Consider the following 24,996-nt stretch of genomic DNA (forward strand, 5'->3'; position numbering starts at 1 on the left):
ATTCAGGCGAGCGCCAAAAACGCGCTGTTGATGTTGGTCTGTAATACGTTCTGAATGTACTCTATCCCAAAGCTGGGGTAGGCGGCCCGGACACCGTGCGCCTGCGCCAGTTCCGACGTGTAATCCCGGAAGAGGTAGGTGCGGACGTTGGATTTACCGGCATCATAGTGGGTCACGGTGGGATGTAATTGCGGGGAAGCGACAGCGCAGTGAACGCTGCCATCCGGGTCCGTCGTCTTGTTCAGCTCCAGTGTCAGGATGGCACCGATGAGTTGATCCGGTTTGCTCTGGGTGCTGAGGAAATTTCCCAGGGAATAGGCCACAAAGGTCTGACGGCCATCCACAGAGGTCTTCCACTCGGCATCCTGCACCACATGAGGGTGCGTGCCCAGAATAACATCCGCACCCCAGTCGGAAAGCTGCTGGGCGAGGTCCCGCTGGATCTGGGTGATCTTGTGGCTGTCCTCCACGCCCCAGTGAACTCCCACCACCACGAAATCGGCCAGCTCACACGCCCTGCGCACCTGTTGTTCCATCACATCCCGCTGGCTGGTGTAGATGACATTGGCCGTCATGGCACTGCTCTGCGGGATGCCATTGGTGTGGTCGGTGTAGGAGAGGTAGGCAATCGTCACACCGTTTACCGTCTGCAGGGGGATGGTACTATAATCGCTCTCTCCGTACCACAGGCCGGTCGTGACCACATCTTCCGGCATCTCGTCCCAGAACCGCAGCGTTGCTGCAATACCTTTGGCACCTTTATCGTAGGTGTGGTTGTTGGAAAGACTGAACACCTGGATGCCTGCCCGGTAAAGAGCCTCTGCGCATTCACCGGGGGTAGAAAAGCAGGGATAGGTGGAAGGCTCCAGTTCCTTGCTGCAGAGCGTTTCCTGGTTGATCCAGTTTACATCCTGCGCGGCATAAAAATCCAGCAGGTGCTCGTAGCAGTAGTCAAAATTATATCGCTGGCCTTCCGCTGCCCGGCGGGCTGCCTGTTTGTAGATGGGAGCATGGATCAGATTGTCCCCGGTGGCCGAAAAACGCAGTGTGGTTGTAACAGGCTGCGGTTCCGGTTCGGGCGGGGAAACGCTTTCAGCGGTCGAAGGCTCGTCCTCAAAAGGGCCAAGCACGATGCCGGGAGTCTGGAAGCGCCAGAAGCCCAAGCAGGCCAATGCCGCACCAGCCACCAGCAGCACGCCCATCATCCTCAGAAAAACGGGTTTTCGTTTTCGCCGGTTCTGCAGTTCGTGCCGCGAATGTCGTTTCGTGGATGCAGCGTGTCTTGCCTGTTCCATTCCGTCAGCCCTCCTGCCACTCAAAATGGTGGAAGACGCAGAGACCTTACAGCTCTGCGATCATGTTACCCATATTGTACAGGCCCGGCTCTTTTTTTGCAAGATAGACAGCAGCATTTATTGCGCCATTTGCAAAAACACTGCGGGAATATGCAGTATGCTTGAGGGTGATGACCTCGTCCGGACCGCAGAACAGCACCTCGTGGTCGCCCACGATGCTGCCTCCGCGCACGGAGCTGATGCCGATCTCCTTGGGGTCGCGCTTCTGGCGCACAGAGGAACGGTCGTAAACATAATGATATGCGCCGTTGTTCTCTTCGTTGATGGCATCGGCCAGCATCAGGGCAGTGCCGCTGGGAGCATCCAGCTTGTTGTGGTGGTGCTGCTCCACGATCTCCACATCATAGTCTGCACCCAGAATGGCCGATGCACGCTTGCACAGCTCCGACAGCAGGTTGATGCCGATGGACATGTTGGCGCTCTTGAACACGGGCACAATGCGGGACAGCTGCACCACCTTCAGCTGCAGCTCTTCGGAAAGGCCAGTGGTGCAGACCACGATGGGCATCTTGTGTGCTTCGCAATAGGTCAGCGCTTTTTCCACAGCAGCAGGAGCGCTGAAATCAATGATGACATCGCCCTTGCCGTCCAGCTTATCCAGACTGTCGTATACGGGGATGCCGTTCTGCTCACCGTCCTGCTGGTCGATCCCGGCGACCACGCGGCAGTCACTCCGGTTTGCAATCATCTCGCAGAGGGCGTGGCCCATCCGGCCGCCAATGCCCTGAATGATAATATCCGTCATTTTTGTTTCCTCGTTTTCTGTTGTAACGGCAAATGCCCGGGAGAAACCATTTCCACCGGGCATTGTGCGTTGTTTCGTTTATTCCCGAATCAGACCTTCGGCCTCCAGTGCCTGCTCGATCTTCTCCTTGTGGGCATCACTGGGCTCGACCAGCGGCAGACGGCAGGGACCGGCCTCCCAGCCCAGCACATTCATGGCGTACTTGACAGGGATGGGATTTACTTCGCAGAAGAGTGCATCCGCCAAGGGCAGGATCTCCAGCTGCAGCTTGCAGGCAGTTTTGGTGTCACCCTCAAACCATGCCTTGCAGCAGTTGTGCACCAGCTCAGGCTTGACATTTGAGACCACACTGATGACACCCTTGCCGCCCAGAGATAGCAGGGGGACCACCTGATCATCGTTGCCAGAGTAGATGTTCAGCTCGTCGCCGCACAGCTGAGCGATCTTGGCCACCTGAGAGATGTTGCCGGAGGCCTCCTTGATGCCGTTGATGAGCGGATTCCGGCTCAGCTCCAGCGCTGTCTCGGGGGTGATGTTCAGGCCGGTACGGGAAGGCACATTATACAGGATAACAGGGATGCCGCCCGCCTCGGCCATAGCGGTAAAGTGAGCCACCAGACCTGCCTGCGTGGTCTTGTTGTAATAAGGGGTCACCAGCAGCAGGGCATCGGCACCGCAGGCAGCAGACTTTGCTGCCAGTGCACAGCCGTGATCGGTATCATTGGAACCAGCACCCGCAATAACAGGCACCCGGTGGTTGACCGTCTCGACCGTAAACTTGATGGCGGCCAGCTGCTCCTCATCGGTCATGGTAGAGCATTCGCCGGTAGTTCCGCAGATCACAATCGCATCGGTGCCCCGTGCAATCTGATTTTCAATGATGCGGCCCAGCTCATCAAAGTTGATGCTGCCATCTTCGTACATGGGGGTGATGATCGCCACCGCCGCACCGGTAAAGACAGGATTCTTCATAGTATAAAACTCCTTTGTACGCTCCGTCAGGAACGTGTTGTTCAGTCAAAATAGCCCTTTGCCGCCAACAGCTCAGCCAGCAGCACGGCACCGCCGGCAGCGCCGCGCAGGGTGTTGTGGCTCATGCAGGCGAACTTGTAGTCAAACAGGGTGTCCTCGCGCAGGCGGCCGATGCAGACAGCCATGCCGTTCTCGGTGTTGCGATCCAGCTTGGGCTGAGGACGATCGGGCTCAGTGAAGTAGTGAAGGAACTGCTTGGGTGCGCTGGGCAGGTTCAGCTCCTGTGCAGGGCCGCGGAAGTTAGCCCAGGCCTCGAGCATCTGCTCCTGGGTGGGCTTTTTGTCAAAGCTTACAAACACGGCAGCGGTGTGGCCGTCAGAAACGGGAACACGGAAGCACTGCGCAGTGATCGTGGGCTTCTCGGCGTTGACGATCTGATCGCCCTCGATGTGGCCCCACAGCTTCAGCGGCTCGCGCTCGCTCTTCTCTTCCTCACCGCCGATGTAGGGGATAACGTTATCTACGATCTCGGGCATCCGGTCAAAGGTCTTGCCTGCACCGGAAATGGCCTGATAGGTGCAGACCAGAGCCTTGTTGACACCAAACTCCTTCATCAGAGGATGCAGGGCAGGCACATAGCTTTGCAGGCTGCAGTTGGACTTGACCGCAATGAAGCCGCGCTTGGTGCCCAGACGCTTGCGCTGGGCAGGGATGATCTCAATGTGGTCCGCGTTGATCTCAGGCACGACCATGGGAACGTCCGGGGTAAAGCGGTTTGCGCTGTTGTTGGAGACCACGGGACACTCAGCCTTTGCGTAAGCCTCTTCCAGTGCCTTGATCTCGGCCTTGGGCATATTGACTGCGCAGAAGATGAAATCGACCTGAGAAGCGACCTCTTCCACCTTGGCGGCATCCAGCACGACCATCTTCTTGACGCTCTCGGGCATTGGAGTGGTCATTGCCCAGCGGCTGCCAACGGCATCCTCATAGGTCTTGCCTGCGCTGCGGCCGGATGCGGCCAGCGTGGTCAGCTTGAACCAGGGATGATTCTCAAGCAGGGTCACAAAACGCTGCCCCACCATACCAGTTGCACCAACGATACCAACTTTATACTGTTTTTCCATTTCCAGCACCTTTCCTTTCAATAAAAAGCAAATTTACATCGAACACGGCTTGCAAACAAGCCGACCTTGCAATATAATAGATACTGTTTATACAGATTTTATGATAACATTGATACGGCACTCGTGTCAATCATCGGAAAGGCAAATGCAAAGCATGTTAAAAAAAGATTTTTGGTATGATTTACCCAAAGAACTCATTGCACAGGAGCCTGCAGACCCCAGAGATTCGGCCCGGCTCATGGTTCTGAGCCAGAAGGACGACAGCATCCAGCACCGGATCTTCCGCGATCTGCCGGAATATCTTGAGCCGGGTGACCTGCTGGTGGTCAACAACTCCAAGGTGCTGCCCGCCCGCATCGTGGGGGTCAAACAGCCCACCGGTGCTGTGTGTGAGCTGCTGCTTCTGCGGCAGGTCAAGGGAGATCAGTGGGAGTGCCTGGCAAAGCCCGGCAAGCGGATGCAGCCCGGCACCAAGGTTAGTTTTGGTGACGGCACCCTGACCGCTGTGGTGGACGAAACGCTGGAGGATGGCAACAAGTTTGTTACATTCTATTATGACACCGAGACCCTTTATGAAAAACTGGATGAATTTGGCAAGATGCCGCTGCCGCCCTACATCACCAAGCAGTTGGAAGATCAGAGCCAGTATCAGACGGTCTATGCCAAGGAGCTGGGCAGCGCTGCTGCACCCACGGCAGGCCTGCACTTCACCCCGGAGCTGATGGATACCATCCGTTCCAAGGGTGTCGGAATTGCTGAGGTTACCCTGCATGTGGGTCTGGGAACCTTCCGCCCCGTGCAGGAGGACGAGATCGCGGATCACAAGATGCACAGTGAGTGGTATTCCATCAGCGAGGAGACTGCTCAGCGCATCCGGGAAACCAAGGCCGCCGGGCACCGCGTGATCGCCGTTGGCACCACCAGCTGCCGCACGCTGGAAGCCGCCGCTGCAAAATATGGCGAGATCAAGGCCTGCAGCGGCAATACCTCTATTTTTCTCTACCCGGGTGTCAAGTTCAACTGCATCGATGGCCTGATCACCAACTTCCACCTGCCGGAAAGCACCCTCATCATGCTGGTCTCTGCCCTCTACGGCTACGAAAAGACCATGGCTGCCTATAAAGTTGCCGTAGAGGAAAAGTACCGCTTCTTTTCCTTCGGCGATGCGATGCTGATCCTGTGATCCCTCAGCACCCGCTCTCCCAAAAGCCCAAAACACTGCCGGATCCGTTTCGGCAGCTCGGTATCCACCACTTCTGAACCTGCCGCCTGCCCGGCGGCACAAGGCTGTACGGCTGTTTTCCGTACACAGAAAGGAAAAAACTTATGCCTTCTTTGACCACTTTTAAGCTGCTCAAGCAGGAGCACAACGCCCGGCGGGGTGAGTTCAAGACCGTGCACGGCACGGTGCAGACCCCTGCCTTCCAGAATGTTGCCACCGCCGGTGCCATCAAGGGCGGCCTGTCCGCGCAGGATCTGCAGCGGATCGGCACCCAGGTAATGCTCTGCAACACCTACCACCTGCATCTGCGCCCCGGTGATCAGCTGGTAGCCGATATGGGCGGCCTGCACAAGTTTACCCGCTGGAACGGCCCCATCCTGACCGACAGCGGCGGATTCCAGGTGTTCAGCCTGTCTAAGCTGCGTAAGATCACGGAAGAAGGCGTGACCTTTGCTTCCCATCTGGACGGCCACCGCATCTTTATGGGCCCTGAGGAAAGTATGCAGATCCAGGCAAACCTGGGCTCCACCATCGCAATGGCCTTTGATGAGTGTGTGGAGAATCCTGCCCAGCACGCGTACTCCAAAGCCAGCTGTGAGCGCACCACCCGCTGGCTCAAGCGCTGTAAGGCTGAGATGGCCCGCCTGAAGCAGGAGGGCAAGGCCACCAACCCTGACCAGCTGCTGTTCGGCATCAATCAGGGATGCACCTTTGCTGACCTGCGTGTAGAGCACATGAAGCAGATCGCGGAGCTGGAGCTGGACGGCTACGCCATCGGCGGTCTGGCTGTGGGTGAGCCTGCTGAGGTGATGTACGAGATGATCAGTGAGGTGGAGCCTTATATGCCCAAGGATAAGATCCGCTATCTGATGGGTGTCGGTACCCCTGGCAACATGATCGAGGCCGTTTCCCGCGGCGTGGATCTGTTTGACTGCGTCATGCCCAGCCGCAATGCCCGCCATGGACACCTGAACACCTGGGGCGGCATTATCAATATCAAAAACGCAAAGTATGAGCGTGACGAGCGCCCCATTGACCCCACCTGTGGCTGCCCGGCCTGCCGGAACTACTCCCGTGCCTATATCCGCCACCTGTTCAAGGCAGAGGAGCTGCTGGGCATGCGTCTGGCCGTTATGCACAACCTGTGGTTCTACAACCACCTGATGGAGCGTATCCGCGATGAGTTGGATGCAGGCACCTTTACCGCCTTCCATGACCGTTATGTCAAGCTGCTGGATACAAGAATTTGAGCTTTTTCATGCTTTTCCCTTGCAAGAGGGAGCAGAAGCGGTTATAATGAGTTTATCTGAATTTTGAGAGGAGACTTTGTCCCATGCAATTTCTGACTACTACCACTGAAAGCTATATCAGCCTGTTCTTCACCCTGGCTCTGATGCTGGTCCTGCTCTACTTTATGATCTATCGTCCCCAGAAGAAGCAGGAAAAGAAGGATGCTGCCATGCGTGCAGCTCTGGAGATCGGTGATCAGGTCGTGACCATCGGCGGTATTGTTGGCCGTGTGGTCGCCATCAAGGATGACACCTTTGTTCTGGAGACCGGTTCCGACCGTGTGAAGATCCGTTTCACCAAGAATGCCATCAGCTCTGTTGAGAAGCTGAACATGGACAATGCTCCTGCCAACGCAAAGAAGTAATTTCTAAAAGCAAGGTCTTTTTTACCCGCCCCTCTGCATACAGTAGTGCAGGGAGGCGGGTTTTTATGTTGGAACAGAAGAAGTTACCCATCCTGGAAGCACTGGCTGCATTCGGCATTGGTGGGGTATTCACCGCCGCCTGCATGGCCGGGCTGGCCTACCTGATGGCAAACCAGAGCCTTGCGCAGAGCACTGCCTGGCCCATGGTCAGTGCCATTGTCTGTGCCGGGAGCTTTTGCAGCGGCTGGCTCATGGCGTTTTTCTATCACAGCAGAGGCCTTATCTGCGGTGCTGTACAGGGCGGACTGTTTGTTCTGCTTCTGCTGGGGTTCGGTCTTTCGGAGGGCATTGAACCAACGGAAATGCAGCTGACCCGCTTTGCACTGGTATTCGTTTTTGGCTGTCTGGGCGGGGTGTTCAGCATCCTGCGTACAGAACGGCACCGGCATTGAGAATTTACAGCAGAAAAACAGGAGGACAGGGAAGTATGTGGGTCTATCAGGAAACACCGGAAACCGCAGCAGCAAAAGCACTGCCCGAAGCGATCATGCCGACAGCACAGGAAGAGCAGCTAAAACAGAAGAACGGTGGAGTTCATCCTGAGACATCGCAGGAAGAAAGGCAATCCATCCCGGCAATGTTCTCTGAGAGGTACGGAAACACACCGGAGAGAGTCGCTGTACGCCGAAGCAAGCCGAGCAGGGAAACTATCCTTCTGGCGGCGGCGTACCTTCTGGGGACCTTTCTGGCGGGTGTGGCGGCAGCGCGTTGTGTGGCAGGCGATGCTGAAACGCTTTCCTATTACTTGAACTGCTGGCAGAGCCTGTTTTCTGTGCAGGATGCCGCCGGAGCAGTGTGCCTGTTCCGAACGGAATTTCTCACTGTGGCAGGTGCGCTGACGGCAGTGCTGTTCCTGGGGCTTTCCGCCCTGGGGCCGCTGCCCATCTTCCTTTTTGCGATGCTGTATGGGACAGGCTCCGGATTGCTTTCGTCCAGGCTGCTTGTGGATTTGAACCCACGGACAGCATTTGTGCTGCTCTGCGTCTGCGGTATCCCTGCATCCCTTGCGGCCGGAACGCTGTGCACGTTCGGCGCATCCGCACTGCAGGTAAGCGGAAGGCTCTGTTCAGCCGCCTTCGGGCGCGGAGGACAGGCCCCCAGTACAGGCGCGCTTTTGGGTCAGTTTGCCCGGATGCTGTTTCTGCTCCTGCCGCTTTGCGGTGCGGCAGTGGGGATGCTGTATCTGGCAGGGCAGGCAAAACTTATTTGAGCTGAAAAAAACTCTGGCAAAAGAGTTTGTGAAGCCTACGATAAGAATTGAATAGGGCAAATCATTACGAGATGGCTTTCTGCAAAGTTCCGGAATTGTTTTTGCGTAGGGAGTACTTGACAGGTATTCTCTTTTATGCTAAACTATCTATCGTTGCAGAACGCGTGCTACTGTGGCTCAGCTGGTAGAGCAGCTCACTCGTAATGAGCAGGTCGCCTGTTCGAATCAGGTCAGTAGCTCCAAAAGTCCTATGAATCTACGATGAATTTCGTCTGGTTTATAGGACTTTTTTGTTATTCTGTTTCTGTACAAAAAAGATTCTTGCATCGTTTTTGCATCTGTAATGTGATTGTTTGCAGATTTCAGAGAATATGGTACAATAAAGCCAATCATTTTGAGGAAGGAGCTGAACACAGCGCACAATGTACACGAACCATATCAACCCCGTTGCGCAGAAAAATCAGGATGCATTTTGCACGGCACTGTTTCAGCTTTTAATGAAAAAGCCGCTGGAAAAGATCTCCGTCACAGAGCTGTGTCACATGGCAGACCTCGACCGAACCACCTTTTACCGCAGCTTTGAATCCAAGGACGATGTGCTGGATTATTATCTCGACCGGCAGATGACCCTGCTTGCGGGGCAGCTGCCGGCGTACAGTACCCTGGAAAAAAACCTGACTGCGCTGTTCCGCTGGACGTATGCGGAGCGAAAGAACCTTTGTGTCCTGATGGATTGCCATCTGACCAGTTTTTTCAGTGATGCGTTGAGCGAGAAGATCATCCTTGTTCTGATCTCCAACATCGAAGTCGGGGATGCAAGACAGTTTGTGCCATGGCCCGTTTCATTGCCGGGCGAAAATCGATACTTCCGCAACTCGTTCATCGGGGCATATATGGGTTTTTTCAACAGCTGGCGCTATGGAAACTTTGCAGAACGACCAGAGGATCTGGCCAAATGTATGGCTTCGTTCTATCTTCACTGAGGAGGGTGAAACGGGATGGCGGACTTGCGGAAAGCGGAGTTGTTCCCAGCGGATGCATTTGGCTTGTTCTATCTGCAGATTACACGCATCCCCGGCGGATGGCACCGCCATGCAGAGTATGAGATCTTCTACCACATGCATAGCAAAATCCCCTCAGAGATTTCTGACAGCACTGTCAGAGCTCTGAGGGGATTTTGCGTGTCAAGAAACGGAGATCAGATCTCGACCATTCCGTTTTCGTCCTTCGGAATAGGGAGTACGATCAGGAGGTCAACCAGAGCAAATGCAAGGCCGAGACCGGTCCAGCCGACAAGCAGGTAGAGGATAAATCCTGCTGCTCTGTTTTTCGCTGCCAAGAAATCGAAGTCAAAGATGGACATTTTGCACAGTTTTTCTCCCTTTTTCACCCCACAAGATTGGTTTGATGCACCTTGTTTTATGATATGCAACAAAACGGAAAAATCTGTTGCACAACGTGCTAAAAAAACCGAAAAAGATTTGTGCGGCATTTTTTTAACAATTGTGATATATTACTTACAGTAAGGCTTGTATCCTACACAAAAAAGGAGATTTTTATGAAGGATATTTATATTTCCGGCTTTGCCGATGAGATCAGCTCTTCTTTTGATGAGCAGCTCAAGACAGTCCGTGAGCTTGGAATGCATTACATCAGCCTGCGCAGTGCAGATAAGAAAGGAATCGCCGACTTTACTGTTGAGGAAGTCAAGACCGATCTGCTGCCCCGCCTGCAGGCCGCTGGTGTTGGCGTTTCCAGCCTGGGCAGTCCCATTGGCAAGGTCAAGATCGATGATGAAGAGGGCTTTGAAAAGCAGTGTGCTCAGTTGGAAACGCTGTGCGAGATCGCTAAGGTCCTGAATTGCAAGTACATCCGTATGTTCAGCTTCTTTATGCCGGAAGGCAAGGATCCTGCCGACTATCGTGACGCTGTCATCGAGAAGCTGCGCAAGTTCATTGCCATTGCTGAGAAGCACGACGTGATCCTGATGCACGAAAACGAGAAGGATATCTATGGTGATGTTCTTTCCCGCTGTGTTGACCTGATGCAGACGCTGAACAGCGCGCACTTCAAGTCCGCATTCGACTTTGCAAACTTTGTACAGTGCGGCGAGGATACCGCCAAATGCTGGGATGCTCTCCGTCCGTACATTGTATATATCCACATCAAGGATGCCGTTTCTACCGACAAGGAGAATGTGCTCTGCGGCACCGGCGAGGGAAAGATCCCCGAGCTGCTGCACAAGGCCATCGTGGAAGAGGGTTATACCGGCTTCCTGACCCTGGAGCCGCATCTGGTGCTGTTTGACAGCCTGCAGAGCCTTGAGACCACGGATGCAAAGAACATCATCCGTGAGAACAAGTACAAAAACGGTGCTGAAGGTTACGCCGCACAGTATCACGCACTGTGCGATATTCTGGCAAAATTCTAACGTAACAGAAAAAAGGAGAAGATTCAAATGGAAAAGACTGAAGGAAAGATTCGTTATGGCCTGATCGGTATCGGTGCTCAGGGCGGCAGCTATGCTCGCTTCCTGACCAACGCTCCCGCTCCGTTCCCCGGCATGGTCTGCGCACCGTGCCCCGACAACTGCGCACTGGGCGCTCTGTGTGATATCGACCCCGAGAAGGAGAAGATGTGCAAGGAGCAGTACCCCGATGTGCCCTTCTTCAAGGATTGGAAGGATATGATCGCCAGCGGCACTGTTGATGCCATCATCACCACCGTTCCTCACTACCTGCACCACGAGATCTCCATCTACGCTATGGAGCATGGCATGAACGTTCTGTGCGAGAAGCCCGCAGGTGTCCGCAGCAAGGATGTTCAGAAGATGATCGCCTGCGCTAAGGCTCATCCTGAGGTTTCTTTCGGCATCATGTTCAACCAGCGCACCAACAAGCTGTATCAGAAGATCAAGGAAATCGTTGCCAGCGGTGAGCTGGGCGAGATCCGCCGCTCTCAGTGGATGATCAACTCCTGGTGGCGTCCTGACAGCTACTACCAGCAGAGCGCATGGCGTGCTACCTGGGGCGGCGAAGGCGGCGGTGTCCTGGTCAACCAGGCTCCCCATCAGCTCGACCTGTGGCAGTGGATCTGCGGTATCCCCGTGAAGGTCTTCTCCAAGAACATCAACGGCTGCCATCGTAACATCGGCGTTGAGAACGACGTGACCATGCTGGTCGAGTTCGCTAACGGCGCTACCGGCACCTTCACTACCTGCACCCACGATGCCATCGGCACCGATCGTCTGGAGATCGACCTGGACGGCGGCAAGATCGTTGTTGACAACAGCAAGACCGCTCATGTCTACCACTACATCGATAAGGAAGGCAACCCCTGCACTGAGGATTACCTGAACGAGCACATGAACATGATGGAAGTTGCCATGCTGACCAGCGGCAACGGTGCAGGCTCCAAGCTGTACACCGAAGAGACCTTTGAGAACAACGATGGCTGGGGCTTCCAGCACACCACCGTTATGCAGAACTTTGCTGCTCACATCCTGACCGGCAGCCCGCTGCTGGCTCCCGGCGAGGACGGCATCAACGGTGTCAACCTGGCAAACAGCAGCCAGCTGTCTGCATGGACCGGCCGCGAGGTCTCCAACCCCTGCGATCCCGAGGAGTATGCTGCTGAGCTGAACAAGCTGATCGAGGCTGAGGGCAAGTTCCCCGTCCGCGAGTAATCAGTATCCCTGAAAAAAGCAATGCCTGTTCCAGGCTTACAAGGAGTTGCGTTTCCATGAAAAGAGCTGCGATCATTGGCTGCGGCACCATCTTTCAGGTTCATCTGCCCATCATTGTGGCAAATCCTGAGATCGAACTGTGTGCCGTGTGCGATAACAATCCCGCTGTGCAGGAAAAGCTGCCTGCTGTAGCAAAGGCCGTGCCGTTCTATACGGACTATGAGGAGCTTCTGGAAAAGGAGCATCCCGATGTGGTACATCTCTGCCTGCCGCATTACCTGCATGTGCCCGTGTCGGAGTATTTTGCTTCCCACGGTGTAAATGTCTTCTGCGAGAAGCCGGTGGGTCTGAACACCGCACAGGCCAAGGAGTTCGTGGAATTTGAGGCTGCGCACCCTGAGGTCAAGATCGGCATCTGCCTGCAGAATCGTCTGAACCGCACCACCGTTGAACTGAAAAAGATCATCGATGGCGGCGAATATGGCAAGGTCATCGGCTGCCGCGGCTTTGTACCCTGGTTCCGCGGCAAGGCTTACTATGACGAACAGCCCTGGCGCGGCCAGCTGGAAACTGCTGGCGGCGGCTGCATGATCAACCAGAGTGTCCACACGCTGGATCTGCTGTATTATCTGTGCGGAGATATCGATGCCATCCATGGCTCAGTGAATCAGCTGGCAGATTACGGTATTGAGGTCGAGGACACCGTAGCTGCCCGCCTGCACTTTGCTAATGGTGCAAACGGTGTGTTCTTTGCCACCAACTGTGATTACACCAACGAGAGCGTCCAGATCAAGGTTGCCTGTGAAAAGGCTTCCTTCCTGATCGAGGATGATGCCCTGTTCCGGATCGACGCAGATGGTGTGCGCACCAAGCTGTGCGAGAATGAGAAGCTGCCCGGTGCCAAGTTCTATTTTGGTGCTTCTCATGGCATCCTGATCGACAAGTTCTACCGCGCCATTGAGAACAACACAGACGATTATATCCATGTAAGAGATGCGGAAATGAGCATCCGGCTGATCGATGCCATCCATGCAAGCAGCAAGGCTGGCCATCCCGTTGCTCCGTGACCGCAAAACACAAATAGAAGGAGAAATGAACCATGGCAAACAAAGGTTTGATCGGTGTTCAGATGAGCACCATTGCCCCCGCTAAGATGCCTCACTTCGACGCATACGAGAGCATGGGCAAGCTGGCTGATATCGGCTATCACTGTGTCGAGATCTCTCAGGTCCCCATGACCGCTGAGAACGTTGCAGGCTTCCGCAAGGCAATCGATGAGCTGGGCCTGAATGTCTCTTCCTGCACCGCATCCACCTCTCCCATGCTGCCCGGTATGCCCGGCGAGTTCCTGTGCAATCCCGACGACTATAAGAAGATCGTTGAGGACTGCCGTAAGCTGGACTGCGATATGCTGCGCATCGGCATGCTGCCCATGACCTGCATGGGCAACTACCAGAAGGCCGTGGATTTCGCCAAGGAAGCAAATGAGTATGCTCTGAAGCTGAAGGAAGACGGCATTGACCTGTACTACCACAACCATCACGTGGAGTTCGTTCGTTACGACGGCGAGTTCCTGCTGGACATCATCCGCGCAAATGCTCCTGCTCTGGGCTTTGAGCTGGACAGCCACTGGATCCACCGCGGCGGCCAGGACCCTGTTAAGTTCATCAAGAAGTATGCCGGCAGCATCCGTCTGGTCCACCTGAAGGATTACCGCATCGGTGAGATGCCCATCCCCGAGGGCGGCGTGGACTTCACCAGCAAGGAAGGCATGATGAAGTTCATGAGCAACTTCACCAACATTGTGCAGTTTGCTGAGGTTGGCGAAGGCACTCTGGATATGCCCGCTATCATCCAGGCTGGCCTGGAGGGCGGCGGCGAGTACTTCCTGGTGGAGCAGGATGACTGCTATGGCCGTGATCCGTTCGATAGCCTGAAGATCAGCCACGACAACCTGGTCAAGATGGGCTTCGGCGACTGGTTCTAATTGAAAAGTTTCTGAGGAGTCGTTTTTTACGATCCGATAAATGAAATCGATGCTGTTTTGCAGAAATGCAGAGCAGCATCGATTTTTTATGTTTCAGGGTTCTGCTTTGTAACACGCTCCAAAATGTTGAAAATATTTTGTGCAAGTTTCACAGTTTTCTATTTGAGCCTTTGGTGGTACAATAGATGTGGAAATTCATAAACCGCTGGAGGAGCTACATGGCCGAAAAAAGTATTGAGTTGGATAGTGTGGAGATCGCCGCTGCCATCTTTGGCAACTGTGACCGCAACATTCGTCTATTGGAAAAGGAGTTCTCTGTCACGGCAGTCTGCCGGGGTACGATGCTTCGCCTCTCTGGCGAGGAGGCCAACGTGGCCGCTGCTGTGCGTGCCGTGGAGGGGATGCTGCTCCTGATCGAAAACCACACGCCGCTGGAGGATCAGACGGTGCGCTACTGCCTGAGCCTTGCTCACGATGGAAAGGAGCAGCGTGTCCGGGAGCTGACTGAGGATTTTGTCACGGTCACAGTCAAGGGCCGCCCCATCCGCCCCAAGACACTGGGACAGAAGGAATATCTGAATGCTATCCGCAAGAATGCTGTGACCTTTGGCGTAGGTCCCGCCGGTACCGGCAAGACCTACCTGGCCGTTGCGATGGCGGTCAAAGCGTTCAAGGCCAAGGATGTTTCCCGCATTGTGCTGACCCGCCCCGCCGTGGAAGCAGGCGAGAAGCTGGGTTTTCTGCCCGGTGATCTGCAGCAGAAGGTAGACCCTTACCTGCGTCCTCTCTACGATGGCCTGTTCGATATGCTGGGTGCCGAGACCTATGAGCGCCTGGTGGAAAAGCAGATCATTGAGGTTGCTCCGCTGGCATATATGCGCGGCCGCACGCTGGATGATTCCTTTATCATCCTGGATGAGGCGCAGAATACCACACCGGAGCAGATGAAGATGTTTCTGACCCGTATGGGTGTAGGTTCCAAGGTGGTTGTGACCGGCGATGTGACCCAGATCGATCTGCCGGACCGTACCCGCAGCGGCCTTGTGGATGCGCTGCATATTCTCAAGAACGTGGATGGCATTGCACAGTGCTATTTTACGGAGAAGGATGTTGTCCGCCATCGTCTGGTGCAGGAGATCATCAAGGCCTACGAAGCGGCTGCGCACCCGGCCAAGCGTTGAAACCGACGCGGAAAGCTGCAATTGCAGCATAAAATGAAGGGAGAGGAATGTTATGTCCAATAAAGTTTTGATTACCAATTCACAGAAAGCCGTAAAAGTGCCTTCTGGCCTGCGGATCCTGATCCGCCGTGCCTGCAATGCTGTGCTGGAATATGAGCACTTCGATGAGCCTGCTGAGATCAGCGTGACTTTTGTGGATAACGCTGCCATTGCAGAGCTGAACAATCAGTACCGCAACAAGCCGATGCCCACCGATGTGTTGAGCTTTCCTCTGGGAGAAAACGGCGTTTACGATGTGGATGAGAACAACGGCTGCAAGATGCTGGGGGATATCGTCATCAGCATGGAACGTGCTCAGGAGCAGGCAACGCTCTACGGCCATCCGCTGCAGCGTGAAGTCGCTTTCCTGACCGTTCACTCCATGCTGCATCTGCTGGGCTACGACCATGAGAACGGTGGTCTGGAAGCTATGCGGATGCGCGAAAAGGAAGAGGCTGTGCTGACCCAGCTTGGCCTGCCCCGCACCGTCAGCTATACGGAATGATCAAAGATACTGGCAAAGGATAGGAGTTCTATTTTGAAAAACGCAGCACCCATGCAGCAGCATTACGATACCTCATCTGTGTTCGTAGCGGTCATCGGCCGCCCGAACGTGGGCAAATCCAGCCTGACCAATCGTCTGGTGGGGGAGAAGGTGGCCATTGTCACCTCCAAACCCCAGACGACCCGCACCCGCATCACCGGCGTTGTGACCCGCGGCCCCCTGCAGTATGTTTTGCTGGACACCCCGGGCGTGCATAAGGCCCACAACAAGCTTGGCAAGCGGATGGACAAGACGGCCAGCGATTCCATCGCGGATGTGGATGTCTCTATGATGCTGTTTGAGCCATACGGTGCCCTGAATGAGCCGGAAATGGTTCTGGTGGACGCTCTGCGCAGCAGCGGCGGCCCTGCCATTGCAGTCATCAATAAGACCGATCTTGTCAAGGAGCCTGCTGATCTGGAAGCCCGCAAGGCTGAGCTCAAGGAGCTGGGTGTGTTTGATGCCATTTACACCGTAAGCGTCCGGGCGGACGACCACTGTGAGGAACTGTTCGATGCCCTGAGCCAGTATGCTGTGGAGGGCCCACACTACTTTGACGATGATGCCTACACCGATATGCCGGAAAAGGAACTGGTGGCGGAGGTCATCCGTGAAAAGGCACTGCTGTATATGCGGGATGAGATCCCGCATGGCATTGCAGTCGTGGTGGAGCGCTTCAAGGAGCGCCCCGGTACAGATCTGGTTGATATTGATGTAAATATCTACTGCGAGCGCGAGAGCCATAAGGGCATGGTCATTGGCAAGGGCGGTGCGATGCTGAAAAAGATTGCCAGCTCTGCCCGTGCGGACTGCGAAGAGTTTCTGGGCTGCCGGGTCAACCTGCAGTGCTGGGTCAAGGTCAAAGCAGATTGGCGGGACAATGAGTTTCTGCTGAACAACTTTGGCTTCAAACAGAACCCGAATAATCGTTGATTTTTCTCTTTACATTGCCCAGGACACTGCTCGGGCAGGGAGAATATGCAGATGGACACGATCGTAACACCTGGGCTTGTGTTAAAAGAGACCCGGTACAAGGAATCTGACCGGATTCTGACCATTCTTACACCGGAGCTGGGGGTCATTTCGGCCTCAGCACAGAGCAGCCTGCGGCTGAAGAACAAATTATTCAGCGCCTGCGGGCTTTTTTGCTACTCTGAATTTGTGCTGCTACCCGGCCGGAATATGTACACCATCCGAGAAGCAGAAGTGCGCAACGTATTTCACGGCATTTCCTCCACCATCGAGGGGATGAGCCTTGCCATGTATCTTGCCGAGATGGCGGCGGCACTTTCTCCTACGGGGGAGGAAGCTGCCAAGGAACTACGCCTGCTGCTGAACTGCCTGTATATGATCAGCGAGGGGAAAACCGACCTGCACGTGGTCAAGGCTGTGTTTGAGCTGCGCACCATGAGCGAGTGCGGCTTTCTGCCGCAGCTGGTCTGCTGCAAGATCTGTGAAAAATACGATGGCCCCGCGTTTTATCTTGACCCGCAGGAGGGCATTCTGCTCTGTGAGGACTGTGCGAAAAAGGCGGGCAAAACCTGCAATCTGGACATGGGTGCCTTGTATGCCCTGCGTCATATCTGCCTTGTAGAAGATAAGAAAATATTTGCATTCAAAATCTCGGTCGGCAGTCTGGCAAAGCTGTCTGCGGTGGCAGAGCGCTACGCTTTGACCCACCTGGACAAACCGCTGAAAAGTTACGACTTTTTGAAATCCGTTCTGCCTTGACCGGGATAAACAATTTTGATATAGGGAACAAACATGGAAACAAGCTATTTGAAAACTTTAGAGCTTGATAAGATCATTGCGCGTGCATCCGAGGGCTGCGTGTGCAAGGAAGCTAGAGAGCAGCTGCAGGCTCTGGAGCCTCAGTGCGACCCAGATGAGGTGCGTTACGCGCTGGAACAGACCGATGCCATCAACAGTCTGCTCATCAAAAACGGGTCTCCACGCTTTGGCGGGGTAGAGGGTGTCAGCTCTCTGGCAGCCCGTGCGGTCAAGGGCGGTGTGCTCTCCATGGGGGAACTGCTGATGGTGGCCGGCGCTCTGCGCAACTTTCAGAACCTGACCAGCTGGTATGGCTCCTCGGAACATGATGCCCTGCCTACGGATGACCTGTTCTATGCACTGGCACCCCAGCCCGGGCTGGAGCAGCAGATCTCCAGCGCCATTCTGGCTCCGGATGCCATGGCAGACACGGCTTCCCACACCCTGAACGAGCTGCGCAAAAAAATCCGCGCTACGGAAAACAGCATACGCGACCGGCTGGAAAGCATGGTCCGCAATATGGATACCTCCAAGTATTTGCAGGAGAGTGTGGTCTCCATCCGCAATGGACGGTATGTTGTGCCCGTTAAGAGCGAGTATCGCGGCGAGGTGAGCGGCATCATCCATGATGTCTCGTCCACCGGTGCTACTGTCTTTGTGGAGCCGCAGGCGGTCGTGGAAGCAAATGCACGCATTCTGCAGTATCGTGCACAAGAAGCGCAGGAGATCGAACGCATTCTGGTGGCATTTACGGCACAGGTAGCCGCCATTGAGCCTCAGTTCCAGTACAGCTACAAGGCAATGCTGGAAATTGATGTGCTGTTGGCAAAGGCTCGTCTGGCTCTGGATATGAAGGCATTCAAGCCCTCTGTCCGCACCGACAGCTCCTTTTCGCTCATTCGGGCGCGTCATCCGCTCATTGACCCCAAAAAGTGTGTACCTGTGGACATTGCGTTGGGTAAAGAGTACGATTCGCTCATCATCACCGGCCCGAACACCGGTGGTAAAACCGTCACCCTGAAAACGGCGGGTCTGCTGTGTGCAATGGCACAGTGCGGCTTTCTGATCCCTGCCGATGAACGCAGTGAGATCTGCGTGTTCGATGAATTTCTTGTGGACATCGGTGATGAGCAGAGCATCGAACAGAGCCTTTCTACTTTCTCCGGCCACATGAAGAAGATCACCGGTATTCTGGAACTTGCCATGCCGCACACGCTGGTCTTATTGGATGAGCTTGGCGCGGGCACTGACCCTGCCGAAGGTGCAGCGCTGGCCGTTGCCATCATCGAGGAACTACGCCGCCGCGGTGTGCTGCTGATGGCAACCACTCACTACGCCGAGCTGAAGGTGTTTGCGCTGGAAACCAAGGGTGTAGTCAATGCCAGCTGCGAGTTTGATCTGGAGACACTGCGCCCGACTTACAAGCTGAGCGTAGGTGTGCCCGGCAAGTCCAACGCCTTCCTCATCAGTGAGAAGCTGGGCATCCCGGAGCGTGTCATTGAGGCAGCCCAACAGCATCTGTCTGCCGAGGATAAGCGCCTGGATGCAGTTTTGGGCCAGCTGGACGACCTGAAGCTGCAGCTGAAAGAGAGCCAGGACGAGGTTGAGGAGCTGAAGAACGAGGCTTCTCACCAGCTGGAGGCCGCTCAAAAAAAGCGGGATGAATTGATCCAGCAGGGCGAAAACGAGTTGGAAGCTGCCCGTGCCAAGGCACGTGCGCTGGCACAGCAGGTGGAAAGCAAGGCGTATGCACTGACCGATGAGCTGCGCCAGCTGCAGAAGGACGAGCGCCTGAGCACCCAGCAGAAAGCCCAACGTGCCCGCGAGATTGCTAAGAAAGAGTCCGAAAAGCTCTTTATCGGCACTGAGGTGGTGCATAACCCTGTCAAGGAGTTTGTCCCACTGAAAGAAGTCAAGGTAGGGCAGGAGGTCTGTATTGCAGAGCTCAACCAGCTGGCCACCGTGCTGGCACTGCCGGATAAAAACGGCGATGTTCTGGTGCGTGCCGGCATCATCAAGACCAAGGTCCCGCTCAAGGGCCTGAAGCAGCCGGATAAGCTCATCAAAGAGCCTCAGCCCAAAACCAAGGCACAGCAGCGTTATTCCCGCCTGACGGGCGATGCAAACCGGCCCAACGGCAGGGTAGAGCGTGTGCAACGTTCGGCCAAAATGGAGCTGAATCTGCTGGGCCTGACTGTGGATGAGGCTCTGCCTGAGGTGGATGCTTATATCGATCGCGCCATTCTGAACGGGCAGACAGTGGTGTACCTGATCCATGGCAATGGTACCGGTGCTCTGCGCACCGCGATCCACAAACATCTGCGCGGAAACCGGATGGTAAAAAGCTTCCGGCTGGGCCGTTATGGTGAGGGTGAGAGCGGTGTGACCGTGGTTGAATTGAAGTAAAAACATACCGGGAGTTTCCCGGTAGCGCCCGTCCGGAAGATCATTCTTTGGGCGGGCGTTTCTTATAAAACGGCAGGGAAGTCATCATGGCAAAACATTCGGTACAGCGCAAAAGAAAGAAAAGGGGCAATGGCTTTTCCTTTGGCAGCGCAGTGGTTCTGGTTCTCTGTTTTATTGGTGTCAGTTTTGGGCTTTATCTGTGGCAGGCGGCTTTCTCCATTGGACAGCCAACACCGACCGTGGACGATGATGATTTTCGTCCGACCATCGGTGAGCCGCCGTACCGTATTGTGATCGATGCAGGACATGGCGGCTCAGATCCGGGTGCAAGGGGAGTGGTGCAGGAAAGCGAGATGACCGCTGCCACAGCGGAGGCTTTGAGCGCCTGGCTGGAGCGTGACCCCAATTATATCCCACTGACCACCCGGGAAAGTTACGACAGCACCGCAAAACCTGCTGAACGCGCCGCTGCCGCCAATGCACAGAATCCGGATCTATTGTTGTCTGTCCACGGCAATTCAGCACCCGAAGGCTCCAGCGCAGCCGGGTTTGAATGTTATCCGGCTGTTCCGGGACGAGCATACCATCAGGAGAGCTATTATTTTGCAAAGCAGCTTGCCGGGGCTATGCAGGCGGCAGGAGCCAGCCTGCGGGGACGCGGGGGAGTCCGATACATTTATTACCAGGGTGAAGTAAAACAGCTGGTGGAGAGCAGTCACAAGGAAGTGCGGGTAGAGCGCAGCTTTACGATTCTGGAAGATGTAAATTGTCCGGCTGTGCTGGCGGAACAGTGTTTTGTGACCAGCGATACGGACGTAGCCCGGTTCGGCAGTGAGGACGGATGTAAGCGGACTGCTCGTGCATACTATGAAGCGATCTGCGCATACTTTGAAACCACACCATTGCCGGAAGAGTGATGGGTACATATTTTCTATAACAACAGTTGATCGGTCAGACCCTCTGAGATCTCAGAACCCGCAGCGGGAAGAGAGAGGAGGGTCTGATTTTTTGATTATTACATTTTCGTATAATGCAGGTTATGCGAAACATAGGGGAGTGAAAAAGCCCTCTTTTCCAGTTTTGGGCGTTTTTAAAGCCGCCTCGGCTCAATCTGAGCTCTGGCGGCCTGTTTTACAATAACTGTGTATTTTGCGTTTTTTACACACGTTTTTCCTGTTATTGATCTGTTTGATCTATTACAGCATCCGGTTCATTACAACGACCGTATAGTCCTGCGTGTGATTTCTCAATCCGGTATCTGTGAACTGATTCTTTTTCCAGAACGATTCACTTTGCTTGTTGCCATCCACATAACCCAGCCGGATATACTCGTAACCCAGACTGTGCAGATACACACACAGCTCTGTGATAATCCTGCTTCCAATGCCATGTCCCTGTACAGAACGTTCCATCATAAAGAATCCGATGAAGCAGCTTCGTTCCGTTGGATAATGGTCAATAAAGTCCATCACAGCCACAAGCTGCTCGGCATCATCAAAAAATCCGAGATAATACTTATCCTGAGGTTCGTCCATTTTGCGCTGCGGCAAGGCACACATATCATCCCGAATGCTTTCCGCAGTTACAAATGGCGGACAATGTTCATAAAACTGTGTGTTTATCTCACAAAGAGCCAAAATCAACGGAATATCGCGTTCTATCAACATCCGTACATGATAGCTCTTAGAGAAGTTGATATAGTTCATACAGTTTCCTTATCCCCGGTCATAGAAGAGATATCCACCCGGATGCCATCATTGGCAGCACCCTCAAAAGCTTCCATCGGACCGGTAGATTTTTCAACATCCGTCGAATCGGCGTTATTTTCCCCTCTGTTCTCCCCTGCTGCCCGTTTTGTTGTATCCAAGCGTGCTTTTTCGGGTGTGACCGTGCCCAGCGGGTTCTGCTCAATGGCAGCACGCACCTGAAATTCTTGCAGATGCGTATAAATTTGCGTTGTACCCACACTGCTGTGACCCAGCAGCTGCTTGAGGGTCAAAATATCCACATTGCCGGTCTGATACATCAGCGTTGCCGCAGTGTGACGCAGCTTATGGGTGGAAAAGCCCTTGAGCCCGGCCGCTTTCATGGCACCGGTGACGAGCTGCTCCACCCTGCGGTTGGAAATGCGCTCCTTCCGGCGGCGTGTCACAAACACAGCCTTTTCCTTTGGATTCAGGCCCTCCATCGTGTTGCGTTTGGCCAGGTAGAGCTGCAGGGCTTCGACGCAGGCCTCATTCAGATAGACCATCCGTTCCTTGTGGCCCTTGCCAAAGAGCCTGATCTGCCGCTGTTCCAGGTCGATATCGCCCAGATCCATGCCCACCAACTCAGAAAGCCGCATTCCGCAGTTCAGGAACAGAACCACCATGCAGTAATCCCGCTCCGGAAAATCGCTCTGATATTGCGTGCTCTCCAGCAGATCCATGGACTGTTCCGCTGTCAGATATTTGGGCAGGACTTTATCCTGCTTGGGCGGCTTGATGGAAGCAGTCGGGTTCTCTGTCAGCTTATTGACCTGATTGACCAAGTAATCATAAAAGCCGTGCAGGCTGGCCAGCCGCCGGGCGGTCGAGGATTTCTTGTTGCCGCATTCGCGGTTCAGGAAATAGAGATATTCATAGATGTCCTCTTTACTCACACTGCCCCAGAAGGCTGTGTCCAGACCCTTGGGGTCAATATCCTTGATCTCCGTATCTGCTGGAACCAGCCCGCGGCGGCGTTTCATAAAACGGGAAAAACCGCGCAGGTCACAGTAATAACTGAAGGCAGTGTTGGCGCTTTTGCCCGCGATCACCTCCAGGTACCGCACATATTCCACAATATCCGGCGAAGCATCATCAAACGGCAGATGCTTGCCCGGATTTTTTTCATCAAGATAGATTGACATAGTTTCTCCGTAAATTCGTTACAACCGGTCTGATTTCAATGCATGGATCGCATCCGAGATATAAGCCGCACCTATCAGCTTCATGCCCGGATAATCTGCCGGATTCAGGTGGGCAAGGCTGTGTTTTGGCACCACAGCCCGCTCAAAGCCGATGCGCTCGGCTTCCCGCAGGCGTTGTTCAAGGTTGGGCACACTGCGCACCTCACCGCCCAGACCCACTTCTCCAATGGCAATGAGCTTATCGCTCACGGGGCAGTCCAGCAGAGACGACACCATACACAGGCAGACCGCCAGATCGCAGGCAGTATCCCGCAGGGCAATGCCGCCCACTATGTTGATATAGACATCCAGATTGCCAAAGAAATACCCTGCCCGCTTTTCCAGAACGGCAATGAGCAGATTCATGCGGTTATAATCATAGCCGCTGCAGGCACGGCGCGGTGCCGGGAAATTCGTTTTGGTGGCAAGGGCCTGGATCTCGCTTAGAATGGGGCGGCTGCCCTCCATCGTACAGGCGACGCAGTTACCGGAAACCCCCAGCGGACGGCCTTCCAAAAGCATCTGGGAAGGGTTTTCGATCTCCTCCAGCCCCTGCCCTGTCATATCAAACATGCCCAGTTCATTGGTGGAGCCATAGCGGTTCTTGGCGGCCCGCAGAATGCGATAAGGCAGCATCTTGTCGCCCTCAAAGTAGAGCACAGTATCCACGATGTGCTCCATGACCTTGGGGCCTGCAATGGCTCCGTCTTTGTTGACATGGCCCACAATGAACATGGGGATCTCCTGCTTTTTGGCTACCGCCAGCAGACGGGCGGCGCTCTCCTTGACCTGACTGACCGTACCGGCAGAGGAAGAAAGATCCATACAGCGCATCGTCTGGATAGAGTCGATGACTACAAGCTCCGGCTTTTCCTTTTCAATCAAGCCGCAGATCTCGTCCACATCGTTCTCCGCAGCAAGATAAATATTCTCCTGCGGCACTTTCAACCGTGCAGCACGCAGTTTGACCTGACGGACAGATTCCTCACCCGTGATATACAGAACAGAATGCTGGTTGGAGATGGCACCGCAGAGCTGCAAAAGCATCGTAGATTTGCCAACACCCGGTTCTCCGCTGAGCAGAACCACGCCGCCCAGCACAATGCCGCCGCCCAGCACCCGGTCAAGTTCCGATATGCCGGTCAGGATGCGGCTTTTCTCTTCCGTAGTGCTGATATCGGCCAACCGCCGGGCTGTCAGCGAAGTAACACCCTCCTGCCGGGCAGGTGCTGCCGCTTTGCTGCCGGAAAGCCCTGCCTTGGGCGCTTCCGCAACAACATCCTCATTCATGGTATTCCAGCTTCCGCAACTGGGGCAGCGGCCCATCCAGCGCGGGCTGGTTTCGCCGCAGTTGGAGCAGACGTAAACAGTTTTGAGCTTTGGTTCCTTCATGGTGCACTCCCTGCAAAAACGCCGCTGGAAAAGCGGCGCTCAATTTCATTGTTCTGTTTTAGTTTACCACATTCTGTTGTCTGCCGCAACTGCTCCCTTACTTTACCTCAACAACGGTGATATTTTGGGCTGTCACACTGCTCTTGCTCAACACAATGTCACGGATCTGCGCTACCTGTGCGGCCGTTAAGGCATCGCCCGAGGTCATAACAGTCAGATCGGCCCGACCTGACTGCAGAAAGCAGAGACAATCCGCAAACCCCTTGGCCTTGACCAGTGTCTCGATCTCGTTTTCCGCGTTGAGATCCGCAAGGTTTCCGGTCAGCTGGCTGGTGTACTCCTTCTTTTCTTCCGTGGAGAGAGATGCGGATTTCAGCGCTTTCTGAATGCTGTCCATGGCTTCATCGTGGGCTTTGGTCCGCTTGAGCCGCGCTTCCTCAAAGAACTTGGAGCCGCTGTTGTTTGCAACGCTCACAAGCTGAGCTTCGCCATAATTCTTGTTGGCACTGGAAACCGCCTCGGCTTCGGTCATCAGTTCATCCGTAACGGGAACGGTCTCCTGACTGACGGCAGAAACGTTGACTGCATCCTCTTCCAGCGTCACACCGGTGCGGGCATACTGCCAGTTCAGGTAAACGGCAATGACCAGTGCTGCTGCCAGGGTAATGGCTGTTGCTTTGCGGGTATTCTTCGAGATGGCTCTCATAGCTGTTTCCTCCTT

25 protein-coding genes and 1 tRNA gene are annotated in these 24,996 nt (G+C 54.6%); 17 read left to right on the forward strand and 9 right to left on the reverse strand.

Going from position 1 to position 24,996, the window contains the following annotated elements:
- Positions 1 to 2: 2 nt before the first annotated feature.
- From J3353_RS00525 to asd, 4 genes are all read right to left on the reverse strand, one after another.
- Positions 3 to 1,295 carry a CapA family protein gene (locus tag J3353_RS00525; RefSeq protein WP_242700790.1) on the reverse strand — a complete coding sequence of 431 codons (1,293 nt, stop codon included), beginning with the start codon at positions 1,293 to 1,295 and terminating at the stop codon, positions 3 to 5.
- Positions 1,296 to 1,341: 46 nt separating this feature from the next.
- Entirely contained in the window at positions 1,342 to 2,100 is a 759-nt protein-coding gene (gene dapB / locus J3353_RS00530; RefSeq protein WP_098922361.1) for a 4-hydroxy-tetrahydrodipicolinate reductase, read from the reverse strand.
- Positions 2,101 to 2,178: 78 nt separating this feature from the next.
- A complete protein-coding gene (gene dapA, locus J3353_RS00535) occupies positions 2,179 to 3,072 on the reverse strand; it encodes a 4-hydroxy-tetrahydrodipicolinate synthase (protein WP_156069870.1) in 894 nt (297 codons plus the stop codon).
- 41 nt (positions 3,073 to 3,113) lie between these two features.
- Positions 3,114 to 4,196 (reverse strand): aspartate-semialdehyde dehydrogenase, encoded by a 1,083-nt coding sequence (asd, locus tag J3353_RS00540; RefSeq protein WP_035394444.1) that lies wholly within the window; start codon positions 4,194 to 4,196, stop codon positions 3,114 to 3,116.
- Between the two features lie 154 nt (positions 4,197 to 4,350).
- On the opposite strand from asd, the gene queA reads away from it, so the two are divergent.
- The 7 genes from queA (at position 4,351) to J3353_RS00575 (ending at position 9,325) form a co-directional block, all read left to right on the forward strand.
- Positions 4,351 to 5,379 carry a tRNA preQ1(34) S-adenosylmethionine ribosyltransferase-isomerase QueA gene (queA, locus tag J3353_RS00545; protein ID WP_156075686.1) on the forward strand — a complete coding sequence of 343 codons (1,029 nt, stop codon included), beginning with the start codon at positions 4,351 to 4,353 and terminating at the stop codon, positions 5,377 to 5,379.
- 143 nt (positions 5,380 to 5,522) lie between these two features.
- The gene (gene tgt, locus J3353_RS00550; protein WP_156061155.1) at positions 5,523 to 6,668 is read left to right on the forward strand and encodes a tRNA guanosine(34) transglycosylase Tgt; all 1,146 of its coding nucleotides are present in this window, start codon (positions 5,523 to 5,525) and stop codon (positions 6,666 to 6,668) included.
- Between the two features lie 83 nt (positions 6,669 to 6,751).
- A complete protein-coding gene (gene yajC, locus J3353_RS00555) occupies positions 6,752 to 7,072 on the forward strand; it encodes a preprotein translocase subunit YajC (protein WP_005934224.1) in 321 nt (106 codons plus the stop codon).
- Positions 7,073 to 7,137: 65 nt separating this feature from the next.
- Positions 7,138 to 7,524, forward strand: a complete 387-nt coding sequence (locus tag J3353_RS00560) for a TIGR04086 family membrane protein (protein WP_207683852.1) — start codon at positions 7,138 to 7,140, stop codon at positions 7,522 to 7,524.
- A 35-nt stretch (positions 7,525 to 7,559) separates the two neighbouring features.
- Positions 7,560 to 8,342 carry a hypothetical protein gene (locus J3353_RS00565; protein WP_207683853.1) on the forward strand — a complete coding sequence of 261 codons (783 nt, stop codon included), beginning with the start codon at positions 7,560 to 7,562 and terminating at the stop codon, positions 8,340 to 8,342.
- A gap of 166 nt (positions 8,343 to 8,508) precedes the next feature.
- Positions 8,509 to 8,584: transfer RNA gene (locus tag J3353_RS00570), tRNA-Thr, on the forward strand.
- Between the two features lie 180 nt (positions 8,585 to 8,764).
- Complete coding sequence (locus J3353_RS00575) at positions 8,765 to 9,325, forward strand: TetR/AcrR family transcriptional regulator (RefSeq protein ID WP_207683854.1); 561 nt, start codon at positions 8,765 to 8,767, stop codon at positions 9,323 to 9,325.
- A 215-nt stretch (positions 9,326 to 9,540) separates the two neighbouring features.
- On the opposite strand, the gene J3353_RS00580 is transcribed toward J3353_RS00575, so the two are convergent.
- Positions 9,541 to 9,705 (reverse strand): hypothetical protein, encoded by a 165-nt coding sequence (locus tag J3353_RS00580; protein ID WP_156069864.1) that lies wholly within the window; start codon positions 9,703 to 9,705, stop codon positions 9,541 to 9,543.
- Between the two features lie 195 nt (positions 9,706 to 9,900).
- On the opposite strand from J3353_RS00580, the gene J3353_RS00585 reads away from it, so the two are divergent.
- The 10 genes from J3353_RS00585 (at position 9,901) to J3353_RS00630 (ending at position 20,871) form a co-directional block, all read left to right on the forward strand.
- Positions 9,901 to 10,773, forward strand: a complete 873-nt coding sequence (locus J3353_RS00585) for a sugar phosphate isomerase/epimerase (protein ID WP_156061145.1) — start codon at positions 9,901 to 9,903, stop codon at positions 10,771 to 10,773.
- A 27-nt stretch (positions 10,774 to 10,800) separates the two neighbouring features.
- Positions 10,801 to 12,027: a Gfo/Idh/MocA family protein gene (locus J3353_RS00590; protein WP_005934242.1), complete on the forward strand. Its 1,227-nt coding sequence runs from the start codon at positions 10,801 to 10,803 to the stop codon at positions 12,025 to 12,027.
- Between the two features lie 56 nt (positions 12,028 to 12,083).
- Positions 12,084 to 13,094 carry a Gfo/Idh/MocA family protein gene (locus J3353_RS00595; RefSeq protein ID WP_207683855.1) on the forward strand — a complete coding sequence of 337 codons (1,011 nt, stop codon included), beginning with the start codon at positions 12,084 to 12,086 and terminating at the stop codon, positions 13,092 to 13,094.
- Positions 13,095 to 13,126: 32 nt separating this feature from the next.
- Positions 13,127 to 14,014, forward strand: coding sequence for a sugar phosphate isomerase/epimerase (locus J3353_RS00600; RefSeq protein WP_005934249.1), 888 nt, complete (start codon positions 13,127 to 13,129; stop codon positions 14,012 to 14,014).
- Positions 14,015 to 14,232: 218 nt separating this feature from the next.
- Positions 14,233 to 15,195, forward strand: coding sequence for a PhoH family protein (locus J3353_RS00605; RefSeq protein ID WP_035394446.1), 963 nt, complete (start codon positions 14,233 to 14,235; stop codon positions 15,193 to 15,195).
- 52 nt (positions 15,196 to 15,247) lie between these two features.
- Positions 15,248 to 15,739, forward strand: coding sequence for an rRNA maturation RNase YbeY (gene ybeY, locus J3353_RS00610; RefSeq protein WP_005934255.1), 492 nt, complete (start codon positions 15,248 to 15,250; stop codon positions 15,737 to 15,739).
- Positions 15,740 to 15,790: 51 nt separating this feature from the next.
- Positions 15,791 to 16,711: a GTPase Era gene (gene era / locus J3353_RS00615; protein ID WP_005934257.1), complete on the forward strand. Its 921-nt coding sequence runs from the start codon at positions 15,791 to 15,793 to the stop codon at positions 16,709 to 16,711.
- Positions 16,712 to 16,762: 51 nt separating this feature from the next.
- On the forward strand, positions 16,763 to 17,509 hold the full coding sequence (gene recO / locus J3353_RS00620) for a DNA repair protein RecO (protein ID WP_098922348.1): 747 nt from the start codon (positions 16,763 to 16,765) through the stop codon (positions 17,507 to 17,509).
- 33 nt (positions 17,510 to 17,542) lie between these two features.
- Positions 17,543 to 19,954: an endonuclease MutS2 gene (locus J3353_RS00625; RefSeq protein ID WP_207683856.1), complete on the forward strand. Its 2,412-nt coding sequence runs from the start codon at positions 17,543 to 17,545 to the stop codon at positions 19,952 to 19,954.
- An 86-nt stretch (positions 19,955 to 20,040) separates the two neighbouring features.
- Positions 20,041 to 20,871 (forward strand): N-acetylmuramoyl-L-alanine amidase, encoded by an 831-nt coding sequence (locus J3353_RS00630; RefSeq protein WP_207683857.1) that lies wholly within the window; start codon positions 20,041 to 20,043, stop codon positions 20,869 to 20,871.
- A 279-nt stretch (positions 20,872 to 21,150) separates the two neighbouring features.
- Here J3353_RS00630 and J3353_RS00635 read toward each other — a convergent pair whose 3' ends face one another.
- The 4 genes from J3353_RS00635 to J3353_RS00650 all read right to left on the reverse strand — a co-directional run bounded on the left by J3353_RS00635 (position 21,151) and on the right by J3353_RS00650 (position 24,981).
- On the reverse strand, positions 21,151 to 21,660 hold the full coding sequence (locus J3353_RS00635; protein ID WP_207683858.1) for an N-acetyltransferase: 510 nt from the start codon (positions 21,658 to 21,660) through the stop codon (positions 21,151 to 21,153).
- Positions 21,657 to 22,844, reverse strand: a complete 1,188-nt coding sequence (locus tag J3353_RS00640) for a tyrosine-type recombinase/integrase (protein WP_207683859.1) — start codon at positions 22,842 to 22,844, stop codon at positions 21,657 to 21,659. Before J3353_RS00640 ends, J3353_RS00635 begins: the two co-directional genes overlap by 4 nt.
- An 18-nt stretch (positions 22,845 to 22,862) precedes the next feature.
- On the reverse strand, positions 22,863 to 24,275 hold the full coding sequence (radA, locus tag J3353_RS00645) for a DNA repair protein RadA (RefSeq protein ID WP_117476182.1): 1,413 nt from the start codon (positions 24,273 to 24,275) through the stop codon (positions 22,863 to 22,865).
- Positions 24,276 to 24,372: 97 nt separating this feature from the next.
- The gene (locus J3353_RS00650) at positions 24,373 to 24,981 is read right to left on the reverse strand and encodes a SpoIIIAH-like family protein (RefSeq protein ID WP_005934277.1); all 609 of its coding nucleotides are present in this window, start codon (positions 24,979 to 24,981) and stop codon (positions 24,373 to 24,375) included.
- Between the last annotated feature and the right edge of the window lie 15 nt (positions 24,982 to 24,996).

Source organism: Faecalibacterium sp. Marseille-Q4137 (assembly GCF_017377535.1).
In the GTDB taxonomy this organism is placed as follows: Bacteria; Bacillota; Clostridia; order Oscillospirales; family Ruminococcaceae; genus Faecalibacterium; species Faecalibacterium duncaniae.